The 11,198-nt window shown below is 45.5% G+C and carries 11 protein-coding genes; 7 read left to right on the top strand and 4 right to left on the bottom strand.

Features of this window, described 5'->3' with window-relative positions:
* From RH89_RS06670 to RH89_RS06650, 5 genes are all read left to right on the top strand, one after another.
* The coding region (locus tag RH89_RS06670; RefSeq protein ID WP_004400477.1) for an ABC transporter permease subunit at positions 1-303 on the top strand (303 nt) is incomplete at its 5' end.
* 89 nt (positions 304-392) lie between these two features.
* Positions 393-1,427, top strand: coding sequence for an extracellular solute-binding protein (locus RH89_RS06665; protein ID WP_004400475.1), 1,035 nt, complete (start codon positions 393-395; stop codon positions 1,425-1,427).
* Between the two features lie 166 nt (positions 1,428-1,593).
* Positions 1,594-2,637 (top strand): extracellular solute-binding protein, encoded by a 1,044-nt coding sequence (locus tag RH89_RS06660; protein ID WP_004400474.1) that lies wholly within the window; start codon positions 1,594-1,596, stop codon positions 2,635-2,637.
* A 209-nt stretch (positions 2,638-2,846) separates the two neighbouring features.
* Positions 2,847-3,239 (top strand): hypothetical protein, encoded by a 393-nt coding sequence (locus RH89_RS06655; RefSeq protein WP_004400473.1) that lies wholly within the window; start codon positions 2,847-2,849, stop codon positions 3,237-3,239.
* Positions 3,240-3,371: 132 nt separating this feature from the next.
* On the top strand, positions 3,372-4,556 hold the full coding sequence (locus tag RH89_RS06650) for an aspartyl protease family protein (protein ID WP_004400472.1): 1,185 nt from the start codon (positions 3,372-3,374) through the stop codon (positions 4,554-4,556).
* 96 nt (positions 4,557-4,652) lie between these two features.
* On the opposite strand, the gene cobB is transcribed toward RH89_RS06650, so the two are convergent.
* The 3 genes from cobB to RH89_RS06635 all read right to left on the bottom strand — a co-directional run bounded on the left by cobB (position 4,653) and on the right by RH89_RS06635 (position 7,453).
* Positions 4,653-5,390 (bottom strand): Sir2 family NAD+-dependent deacetylase, encoded by a 738-nt coding sequence (gene cobB, locus RH89_RS06645; protein WP_004400471.1) that lies wholly within the window; start codon positions 5,388-5,390, stop codon positions 4,653-4,655.
* A gap of 144 nt (positions 5,391-5,534) precedes the next feature.
* Positions 5,535-6,755 (bottom strand): ammonium transporter, encoded by a 1,221-nt coding sequence (locus RH89_RS06640; protein ID WP_004400470.1) that lies wholly within the window; start codon positions 6,753-6,755, stop codon positions 5,535-5,537.
* Between the two features lie 281 nt (positions 6,756-7,036).
* Positions 7,037-7,453, bottom strand: a complete 417-nt coding sequence (locus RH89_RS06635) for a BLUF domain-containing protein (protein WP_004400464.1) — start codon at positions 7,451-7,453, stop codon at positions 7,037-7,039.
* Between the two features lie 77 nt (positions 7,454-7,530).
* Between RH89_RS06635 and RH89_RS06630 the strand changes: the two genes are divergently transcribed.
* Together RH89_RS06630 and RH89_RS06625 are read left to right on the top strand one after the other, a co-directional pair.
* The gene (locus RH89_RS06630; RefSeq protein WP_004400461.1) at positions 7,531-9,237 is read left to right on the top strand and encodes a sensor histidine kinase; all 1,707 of its coding nucleotides are present in this window, start codon (positions 7,531-7,533) and stop codon (positions 9,235-9,237) included.
* 109 nt (positions 9,238-9,346) lie between these two features.
* On the top strand, positions 9,347-10,552 hold the full coding sequence (locus RH89_RS06625) for an MFS transporter (RefSeq protein ID WP_004400460.1): 1,206 nt from the start codon (positions 9,347-9,349) through the stop codon (positions 10,550-10,552).
* 31 nt (positions 10,553-10,583) lie between these two features.
* Here the strand turns inward: RH89_RS06625 and RH89_RS06620 are convergent.
* Positions 10,584-11,198: formate dehydrogenase subunit gamma (locus RH89_RS06620; RefSeq protein WP_004400459.1), on the bottom strand; the 615-nt coding region annotated here is incomplete at its 5' end.

Genomic DNA, 11,198 nt, shown 5'->3' with positions numbered 1-11,198 from the left:
ATGCTGGAAGCGGCGAAAGATCTGGGTGCGAGCGAATGGGTGATTCTAAAGCAAATCATCCTGCCTCTGGCGAAACCAGCGGTTGCGGCGGGTTGGCTGTTGAGCTTTACGCTGTCTCTGGACGACGTAATCATCAGTTCATTTGTCACTGGCCCAACGTACGAAATTCTGCCATTGAAGATCTACTCAATGGTTAAAGTCGGCATCTCGCCAGAAGTGAATGCACTGGCAACTGTGATGTTGGTGGTATCTCTTGTGTTGGTTGTGATTTCACAATTGCTTGCAAGAGAAAAAGTGAAGTAAATTAGAAAGATATACCTAGTTTACTCATTCGACAGCGCAGTGTTTGACTGCGCTGTTTTCTTATCCCGTTTAGTTTGGAGCTAACGTTAATGAAAAAATGGGCTACTTTTTTAGCTGGTAGTGCATGTGCGCTTTCTTTACTGACTCAATCAGTACAAGCGGACGAAAACAAAGAATTGGTATTCATGAACTGGGGACCGTATATTTCGAGCGATCTCTTAAAACAGTTTACCGATGAAACAGGCATTAAAGTGATTTACTCGACCTACGAGTCGAACGAGACCTTGTATGCCAAGCTGAAAACCCACAATAAAGGTTACGATTTGGTGGTTCCGTCGACGTATTTTGTTTCCAAAATGCGCGATGAAGGTATGTTGCAGAAAATTGATAAGTCCAAGTTAACTAACTTCGACAAACTCGATACCAACTACCTCGATAAGCCTTATGACCCAAACAACGACTACTCGATTCCTCATGTTGTCGCTATTACGGGCTTAGCGGTGAATACCGACATGTATGATGCAAGCCAGTTTAATAGCTGGGGCGACCTATGGAATTCCGATTTGGAAGGTCAGTTGATGCTGATGGATGACACTCGTGAAGTGTTCCACATTGCCCTGCGTAAGCTCGGCTATTCCGGTAATACCACCGATGAAAAGCAAATCGATGAAGCGTATGCAGAGCTGCAAAAACTGATGCCAAACGTGCTGGTGTTCAACTCAGATAACCCAGCCGCGCCTTACCTGTCTGGTGAAGTGGGTGTTGGTATGCTCTGGAATGGTTCAGCTGCCGCTGCGCAGGCTGAAGGTTTGCCGTTAGAACTGATCTTCCCGAAAGAAGGTGGTATTGGATGGGTGGATAACTTTGCTATTTCTTCCGGTGCAGCAAATGTGGATGCCGCGCATAAGATGATCGACTTCCTGCTTCGTCCTGAAGTCGCAGAGCAAATTTCAAAAAACGCAGGCTATTTAACCGCGGTAAAAGAGTCTAACGAGAAGTTTAAAGACGTGTCGCCACTCTTCCCTTCTCAGGAAGATTTAGACCGAGTGGAATGGCAGGCAGCGGTCGGCGATAAGACAGTGAAGTATGAAGAGTACTTTATGAAGCTAAAAGCTGGTCAATAAAATATCATCTGAATGTTATTTCTAAGGGCAATTTCGATTGCCCTTTTTCATTCTTCACAAACTGGAGTACAATTCTGCCACCTAATTTTGAGAGGTTGAGCACATATACTCAAGTTACACATAACACGTGCCACGACACTCTCCCACTAACAGATAAAGGGAAACAATGAAAAATTGCTCTAAGCTGTTTGCTGGTCTTATCAGTGCTGCATCTATCCTTTCTTTCAACGCTTCTGCTGCAGACGAAGAACTGTATTTCTACAACTGGTCCGAATACATCCCAAGCGAAGTCTTAGAAGACTTTACCAAGGAAACCGGAATTAAAGTTATCTACTCTACTTACGAGTCTAACGAAAGCATGTATGCCAAGTTGAAGACTCAGGGTTCAGGTTACGATCTTGTGGTGCCTTCTACTTACTTTGTATCTAAGATGCGCAAAGAGAAGATGCTGCAAAAAATCGACAAAGAAAAGCTGTCTCACTTTGCTGATCTCGACGCTAACTACCTAGACAAGCCTTTTGATCCAAACAATGACTACTCTATCCCATACATTTGGGGTGCGACGGGCATTGGCATCAACTCAGACATGCTAGACAAAGACAGCGTGAAAAGCTGGGATGATTTCTGGGACACCAAATGGGAAGGTCAGCTAATGATGATGGATGACTCCCGTGAAGTCTTCCACATTGCGTTAACTAAGCTGGGCTACTCCGCAAACACCACAAACCCAGATGAAATCAAAGCTGCGTACGAAGAGCTGAAAAAGCTGATGCCGAACGTATTGGTGTTTAACTCAGACTTCCCTGCGAACCCTTACCTGGCTGGTGAAACATCACTGGGCATGCTTTGGAACGGTTCGGCGTACATGGCACGCCAGGAAGGTGCAACCATCGACATCGTGTGGCCAGAAAAAGGCACCATCTTCTGGATGGATAGCTTAGCGATTCCAAGTGGTGCGAAAAACATCGAAGCCGCACACAAGATGATAGACTTCCTGCTTCGCCCTGAAAACGCAGCGAAAATAGCGGTAGAGATTGGTTACCCAACACCAGTGAAATCAGCTTACCCTCTACTGCCAAAAGAGTTTGCGAATGACCCGAGCATCTTCCCTCCTCAAGAGGTGATGGACAGTGGCGAATGGCAAGATGAAGTGGGCGAAGCCAGCACACTCTATGAAGAATACTTCCAGAAACTTAAAGTGAACCTGTAAGTCACTTAAAGATTTTAGAAAAGTATCAAGACAAGAAGAGCGGATTTCCCCCGCTCTTTTTTATTTCTTTTCAACCATATACAAACTCAATTCTTATACAGGAAAAATATTTGTATAAAAATTGAGCTTTCAGTGATCGTTTCGTTATTTGTGTCAGTAAAAGTTCATAACAAGAACAAAACTCTAAGAAAAGATCAAAGGAGCTGGTTATGGACAACAATAAATACGACTTCAAAGTCCCGACAACCTATCGTGAGCTTATGAAACTTGCAAAGCAGCTTCTTTCTGATATTCGAGCCCTGCAATCCAGCAAGTATCATCCTCATAGAGATTCACTCATCTCTCTTAAGAACTTTCATCTAGACATAGTTCATAGCAAAGCACAGGAATCACTTAACCAGCTGCCAGAACACAAAATCGATCACGGCACCAACCAATTGGCAGGAAATCTGAATGTCCCTTGCGAGTTGAATGGGCTCGTTGAAGAGCTCGTTGCTTTGTACTCCAGTTCTGATAACTACTGCAAAACCGAAATGCTAGAACATATCAAGGACGTGAATCGCTTTGCTGCCATCAACAATGGCTCATTGGCTCTGGATTAGCCCAATAAGTTCCCAGTTCAATTATTCTTTTTAAGTTTTTGTGCACTTGTTGATAATGTAGTTAACAAGTGATTGAGGCGGATTATATTTTGTATTAGTTTTAATTCTCCGAATAATAAAACAACAATACAAATGAAATTACTTCAATCAAAAACTTATGCTTCGCTGTCTGTACTTTTAGGAATTGGTTTAGTATCGGGTTGTTCCTCCCTTCCAACCGAAACCAAACATTCTCCTGTGATGACTGCGTCGCAGCCCTCTTCTGATGCCTTAATCGTTCCCGTGATTATCGATGGAAAACGCTATCACTTTCTGCTGGATACAGGTGCAAGCGTCACTTTCATTGATCCCGACGTTGCCAGACAAATTACTAAGCAGGTATCTCTAGACACGTTTCCACCTATTCTTCGTCGAGATTTTGGAAACATCACTGGGGTTTCCGGTGTTGTAGAACCCGATCGCTTCTCCTTTTTTGAACCGGTGGAAATGTCAATTGGTGACAAAGTCATTCACGACCATGACCTGTGGATTGGGTTTGAATTTGATGTTATCGCCGAAGGTAACGGCATCCAGATAGACGGCATTTTAGGCGCTGACACATTCCGAAAACTCACCTGGCTCAAAGACAACCGTTCGAATCAGCTTTTTGCATACGATTACGCCCTTAATGCCGCAGAGTTTCAGCAGTGTGTTGGCTATTCAGATACATACAACCGTGCCCCTTGGCTAGTCATGAACTACGAGGATCTTGATGTGACCGTTATGACGGATACTGGTGCGACGGACTCCCGGTTTGGAGAGGACTTTATTCAGTTGCTTGAGCAGGAAACCAAATCGATATATCAAAACCCTGAGCCACAACTCTCCTATGATGCGAATGGTTTTAAAGAGGAACACAGTTACATAGTGAAAGATCTCTATTTCGAAGGGATGCCTCTGGGTGAGATTGAAGTGTCGGCGAACATTAGCCAGTATGCGGTTGGCATGGACTTTTTCTCGCGATTTGATCGCTTTGCTTTTATGCCAAACAAGCTCATGTTCTGTTATGACGCGACTTCTATAGAAGAAACCTGGCAGCAGCCGGAAAGACTGATTTATGTGCGTTTTTCCAATGAGCAGTTAGAGATCTTCTACAACCCAGAAGAAAGGCTGGCTCAATACGGGCTGCAAAATGGCGACGTGGTTTTGGAAGCGAATGGAAAACACTACAAGCCTATTGAAATACGTCAACTGGGTGATTTGATACGAACTGTACCCAAAGGCGAGTTAACGATGAAGGTTCGCCGTGATGGCAAAGAGCTGACAATAGAAATCTGATTGTCTTTGTCAGTTGTTAAAACAAGTAGTAGCGACAAACAAAAGGCAGGCTCATACAAGCCTGCCGTCTCTGATATCTTCCACTAAAGAAGTTGATTACGCATGAGCACGCAATGCGTCGGGTTCGCTTAATAACTCTTCGACCAGTTTTGGTACTTCAATGCTCGCTTTTCCATAGCGTTTTTCTTCGAACTCACTTTCGACCGCACTTGGTTCAAGGTTAATTTCGATGGTGTGTGCACCATGCATTCTTGCGTCGTGGACAAAGCCCGCAGCTGGATACACAACACCGGATGTCCCAATCGAAATAAATAAATCGGCCTCTTCGAGTGCCAGATAGATTTCGCCCATTCGGAGCGGCATTTCGCCAAACCAAACAATGTGAGGTCGCATCTGAGTTGGCATCTGACAGCAGTGGCAAAGATCGCCAGATAGGATGTCTTCAGAGCAATCCACCACCTGATTCGATTCACTGCATCGCGCTTTAAGCAGTTCACCGTGCATGTGAATGATGTTCCTGGTGCCACCACGTTCGTGAAGGTTGTCTATGTTCTGGGTGATAACGGTGACTTTACCGTCCAGTTGTGCTTCCAGCTTTCCTAGCGCTTCGTGCGCAGTATTCGGTTTTATAGCGGGATCTTGCAGTTTTCTGCGTCTTTGGTTGTAAAACTCTTGCACCAGTTCAGGGTTACGCTGAAACCCTTCAGGGGTCGCCACATCTTCAATTCTGTGGTTTTCCCATAGCCCATCCTGAACTCGGAAAGTCTGAATGCCTGATTCGGCGGATATCCCTGCTCCAGTGAGAATCACAATGTTTCTGTAGGGGAAGTTCATACGACACATCCTTGTAATTATGTCCCCTAACCTTAGCACTAAAGACACAATGGTAAAAAGGGTATGGCGCTAGACCATAGTCGTAAAAAGGGCGACTATCGTCGCCCTTCTGAAGAATGTTTTATTTTTGAACCTGATTTCAGATTAGTCTTCACTGGTTGAACCGATTTTGTGAATCGCCAAATCTGCACCATTGAATTCGTCTTCTTCAGACAGTCTTAGACCTGTCACTGCATTGAGTATGCCGTAAACAATGGCTGCACCAACCAGAGCCACCACGATTCCGATAACCGTACCCAGAACCTGCACAGTTAAGCTTACGCCACCTAAACCGCCAAGACTGCTCTGACCAAAAATACCGGCAGCAATACCACCCCATGCACCACAAACACCGTGCAGTGGCCAGACGCCCAGTACATCGTCAATTTTGGTTTTGTTCTGAAGGTAGGTAAACAGGTAAACAAATATCGCGCCCGCGACACCACCTGTAATGAGTGCGCCAATTGGGTGCATCAGGTCGGAACCTGCACAAACGGCCACCAGCCCGGCTAAAGGACCATTGTGGATGAACCCCGGGTCATTGCGCCCTGCAACCAATGCGGTGAGAATACCGCCTGTCATCGCCATCAGAGAGTTCATAGCGACCAGCCCGCTGATTCCTTCAAGAGTCTGAGCTGACATCACGTTGAACCCGAACCAGCCTACGCATAAGATCCACGCACCAAGTGCCAGAAACGGAATGTTAGAAGGCGCAAAGTTGGTATGCTTCCCTGCCCTTACACGGCCGTTACGCATGCCTAAGAAAATAACCGCCACCAGCGCAATCCAGCCACCTACACCATGAACCACAACAGAGCCAGCGAAATCATGAAAGCCTGCGCCAAATGAGGATTCAAACCAATCCTGAAGACCAAAGTTACCGTTCCAGATCATGCCTTCAAATAGCGGGTACACCAGACCAACCGTAAAGAAGGTCGCAATCAGTACCGGATAAAAGCGAGCACGTTCTGCGATACCGCCAGATACGATGGCTGGAATGGCAGCAGCAAAAGTAAGTAAGAAGAAGAATTTAACCAGCTCGTATCCGTTGCCCGCCGATAATGTCTCCGCATCGGCAAAGAAGTTGGCACCGTAAGCCATCCAGTAACCGATAAAGAAATAAGCAATGGCAGACACTCCGAAATCCGCAAGAATCTTTACTAAGGCGTTGACCTGATTTTTTTTACGCACGGTACCCACTTCAAGAAAAGCAAAGCCTGCATGCATAAGGAAAACCATGATGGCACCGAGAAGAAGAAATAAGGTATCTGAACTCTGAGTGAGTGTGTGGACTGCTCCCTGCACGTCCGCAACGGTATTACTCATCTTTAACTACTCCTTTATTATTTTTGCACGCTTCCTGTGCACTCTGAGTCTTATTCCCCAAATCAGGGAAAGATAATTGTCAGCTACAACGCAAGGATCATTCCAAAGAGAATTGGATTCGTTAAAAATGATTTAAGGTATTGTTATAAATAATAAAAATATTATTGAGGAGGAATGAATTCAAAAGATGCGAATACTCAGGTGCACTATTATGGTGAGATTGCACCCGGTTGGGTTGATCAAATTGGTGCAAACTCTGCGCGTCACTCACGCAGAGTGGTTTACACTTCAGTCTGGCTTTTTGAGAGCTTGTATAAAATCTCGGCAGCTTGTTTGGGCGTGAGTTTGTCTGGTTCAAAAGCGTCAAGGTTGAGCTCTTGTAGCAGAGACTGCAGCAACTCACTTGACCCTGCATAACCCATCTGCCAATTCTGGAACGCCGGCTTCTCTATCTGCTGTACCGACATAATAGCCACCCTGTCGTGGCGAACATCCTGACCAATCTTAATAAAAAGTTCACTCACTTCTTCACTGTCTCCTTCCAGAACCTGTAAGAAGAACTGGTTGTCGTAGCAGAGCATGCCGCATATATCCTGTGAAGAGTTGTTGTCTCTGGCTGTGCCAAGAATCTCTTTCAAATCCGCTAAAGACATCTCTTTGGTTGCTTCGCTATAGTACAAAAGACGAATTGTTGCCATTTGCCATTTCTCCTGAGCGCATTTCCGTATTCTTTACTATTCTAAAATATAGTCCAACTATATGAATTTGGGAAAATATGTCTGTTAAGGTTTTGCTGTCTGAAGAGCTCAAAAACACTTTTCAGTTTGTGAATAGTGCAGCCAACGTCACCATTGAGCACACCCCGTCCAGAAGAGTCATGCGATCCATTCGTTCGTTTGAACCAGATATCGCTATCCTGCATTGTAATATTGATAGTTTTGATGACATTCCTGAGATCTGCCAATACGCAAGAAGTACGCTAGGCAGAAAAACCATGACCATTTGGGTTATTTTTGACGGTGAGCTTACCCAAACGCTGACCATGTCAGGTGTTGATCACTGTTTAAGCCTCACAACCACTCCGGAGAATATATTCCAGTTCTATTTCCAGCGAGATGTAGAGCGCCACAGCGCTATGAATGAAAACGAAGCCATGCTTCAGAGCCGGTTAACCATGCTCCATCAGGTCGGGCGTTCAGACACAAAGAATGCAGACGAGAAGACGTTTCTTGCGCTCGTTATCGAAGCCATCAGCAATTTCTGTTCGGCAAAGCATGCGTTTCTTTACGACGTGTCCAAGGAGCGACTGGTGCAGAACGTTTTCCAGCTTAAAGATAAAGCGTTGTCGCTGGCGAGTGAAAACGACAGTCAAACACTCAAAACCAATGTCTCGATTGAAAAGCTAACGACGCGTCCTTTGGTTAATCTTGACCCGCCTGCCCCAATTCACAGTGCATTTGGTGGTGCTGCCATACTGCTCTTCCCCATCAGTATTTATGAACGAGTCAGATACGCTCTGGTTTGTCTTATCGAGCAAAAGCATCTGGATTTGCTTACCGTTACCAACCTGAAAGTGCTCGAAGAAGTCGCGCATCAATTGCACTCGCGTCTTGAACGCCGTTACGCCATGGCAGAAGTAAACCAAAGATTCCAACAGGCACAGGTGTCACTGGCGCACATCAAAGATGATAACGAAGAGCAGATTCAGTCCGAGAAAATGCTTTCGCTCAGTAACATTGCTGTCGGGTTGCTGCATGAAATGAATAACCCAATCAGTTCTACGCTGGGAAATTTCGAACCTCTAAAGCAGTACATTGATTCCATTCTGGAACTGTTGGAATTACACAAGCAGTTATTTATGGAACCTAACAATGAAGCTAAGCACGAAGTGGTCGCTATCTACTATGAAGAAACCGATATCAGCGAGATTCTTGAAGACATTCAGTCCGTTATTTCGGATTCAGAATCCGGGTTGATGAGAGTGAAAGACGTGTTACTAAGCCTGCGGGTGTTTGCCGATAAATCCCTCGATGCCAGACTCACGCCTTTCAAATTGTCGAGCGCGTTTTCTAAGGATGATGCCTTCTTAAACCCTGAAGGGATTTCGGTAGAAAATCAGATGGACGAGAACTTAATGGTGACGGGCAACAGAAACATGTTGCGAAAAGTGCTGGAGCTGGTGTTTAGAAATGCAATCGACGCGATTGATCGCAAAGATCAACAAGGTGCTTACATTAGTATTTCGACCCGCGCGGACGACCAGTATGTACGTCTGCTGATAGAAGACAACGGAACTGGTATGGATAGCGAGGTTCTGGCTAAAGTCTTTGAACCGTTTTACACCAATAATGGCAAGAAGAACGCAACTGGCCTGGGGTTAACTATTGCTCAGTTTGTTATGCAGAAACTGCATGGTTCGATCCGAATCGAGTCGGAGCCAGAAAACTTCACTCGCGTCATTTTAAAAATGCCAGTTGGTTGATTTGATAATCATATCTAAATCTCATAAAAAATAGTCATCGCCATGTACATTGGAGAAAAAGCGACATTGAATTGTGTCGCTCCAAAAACATGCAGGTGGTTAACTATTTATGAGTAGCGTTTCTTGTGACACGGCTGATACCCGAACCCTGAATCAAACCCAATGGTTGAGTATTGCTTTTCTCTGGTTTGCGGGAATATTTGCGGCAATGCAGTTTGCCAAGTTTTCCATATCCTACGAGTACTTACTCACGGCTTACCAGATTGATGGAGCTTCAGCGGGTACTCTGCTCTCAGTTGTGGGCATGGTTGGGCTGGTTCTGGGTGTGATTGGTGGCGTGCTGTCTGGAAAAATAGGCTACAGCCGAGTCCTTATAGGTTCTTTACTTATCGGTGGAGGTCTTTCTCTGCTTCAATCTTCACTTCCGAGCTACCCAGTTTTGCTTATGAGTCGGTTTATCGAAGGGGCATCGCATTTGGGTGTGGTGATTGCCGCCCCCACTCTTATGCTTCAACAGGCGCAGAAAAAGCATCACTCTCTGGTTATGGGGATCTGGGGGGCATTTTTCGGAGTTGCGTTTGCCGTTACAGGTTGGCTCGGAAATCAAATTCTATCTGTGTATGGTCTTTCTGGGCTGTTTCTTGGTCATGCATTGCTGTCCATTCCTTTGATCGTGTTCTTTGTCTTACACCACCCTCGTAATCAAAATGGTGAAGGAGGCGGCATAGGAAGCCTGTATGCGCTTTTTCAGACGACAATTCGAGTTTATCTGAACCCCAGAACGTGTTTCCCAGGTGTTGTGTTTTTCTTCCACACCTTCATGTTTGTGGCGCTTCTTACGTTTATTCCGAGAACATCGGCTAATGAAGAAATAAGAAGCCTGCTGTTCGTTGTACTCCCGCTGGTGAGTATTCTTGGTACTTTTCTGGCGGGTGCCCTGACTCAGTATTCTTTGAAAGCGCCTGTTCTGTTGTTTGTTGCGTATATCGCTATTGCCTTAGCGACGTTCTCTACCATCAAGTTACAACATCAGGAGTTTTACTTTGTCGCTGCGGCAGTGGTACTGATGCTGTTCTCGGGTATGGTGCAAGGCGCTTCTTTTACCTTGATCCCGTACTTATCCCAAACTGAATCAGAACGAGCGATGGGAAATGGCGCAATTGCTCAGTTAGGAAATTTAGGCGCAACCATCGGTCCACCTGTATTTGCGTATGCCATTGATGCATTCGAAGGTAACGGACTGTTTGGTATCACAGCTGCTCTTTGTGTAGCGGGTTGTATTACTGCTGTCTTTATCTGGCGGCTGCGTGACTAAATGAAAGAAGCCCCGTAAAGGGGCTTCTTGTTTATTTTAATTGCTGGCTTTCGCCTTCCTGCTTTTTGACTCTTTCAAACCAAATGTTGTGGTGCTGCTTTGCCCACGTTTCATCTACATAACCGGTTTTCATGCCTTCCAGAGCCCCCTCTGTACCGACCGTACCGATATAGATATGCCCAAGCGAAGCGGCGATCAATCCGAGCGATGAAATACCGTGGAGGATGTTGACCACCATCATCAGTTCTCGGGTTTGATTGAATATAGGGAAATCCATAATCAAACCGGTCACGCATACTGTTACCCCTGCCGTTGCCAGTAGCCAGAACCAGATTTTCTCGCCCCCGTTACAGAAATCTGCTTGAGGGTGCTTTCCGTTTGGCAGTATACCGCCGCCCTGTTTGAACCATTCCAGATCCACTTTGTTGAAGAAGTTGTTCTTCATCCATTTGATCAACATGGCGACCAGACCAATCACAAACAGCGGACCCAGATAGTTGTGCGATACCTTAGATGCTGCAATAACGAAATCCCAGACTCCGTAAGGCACAACGGGTTTCATGATGTACTTACCGTACATCAACAGCAGACCGGATAAGGCAAGAATCAGAAACAATGATGCCGTATACCAGTGAAGCGCGCGCTC

Source organism: Vibrio nigripulchritudo ATCC 27043 (assembly GCF_000222685.1).
GTDB lineage: Bacteria > Pseudomonadota > Gammaproteobacteria > Enterobacterales > Vibrionaceae > Vibrio > Vibrio nigripulchritudo.
This window is presented reverse-complemented; position numbering and strand designations above follow the sequence as displayed.

Bases quoted from the DNA above. Each gene is read 5' to 3' on its own strand.
- RH89_RS06665 (WP_004400475.1), top strand. From the start codon at position 393: ATGAAAAAATGGGCTACTTTTTTAGCTGGTAGTGCATGTGCGCTTTCT.
- RH89_RS06660 (WP_004400474.1), top strand. From the start codon at position 1,594: ATGAAAAATTGCTCTAAGCTGTTTGCTGGTCTTATCAGTGCTGCATCT.
- RH89_RS06655 (WP_004400473.1), top strand. From the start codon at position 2,847: ATGGACAACAATAAATACGACTTCAAAGTCCCGACAACCTATCGTGAG.
- RH89_RS06650 (WP_004400472.1), top strand. From the start codon at position 3,372: ATGAAATTACTTCAATCAAAAACTTATGCTTCGCTGTCTGTACTTTTA.
- cobB (WP_004400471.1), bottom strand. From the start codon at position 5,390: ATGAACTTCCCCTACAGAAACATTGTGATTCTCACTGGAGCAGGGATA.
- RH89_RS06640 (WP_004400470.1), bottom strand. From the start codon at position 6,755: ATGAGTAATACCGTTGCGGACGTGCAGGGAGCAGTCCACACACTCACT.
- RH89_RS06635 (WP_004400464.1), bottom strand. From the start codon at position 7,453: ATGGCAACAATTCGTCTTTTGTACTATAGCGAAGCAACCAAAGAGATG.
- RH89_RS06630 (WP_004400461.1), top strand. From the start codon at position 7,531: ATGTCTGTTAAGGTTTTGCTGTCTGAAGAGCTCAAAAACACTTTTCAG.
- RH89_RS06625 (WP_004400460.1), top strand. From the start codon at position 9,347: ATGAGTAGCGTTTCTTGTGACACGGCTGATACCCGAACCCTGAATCAA.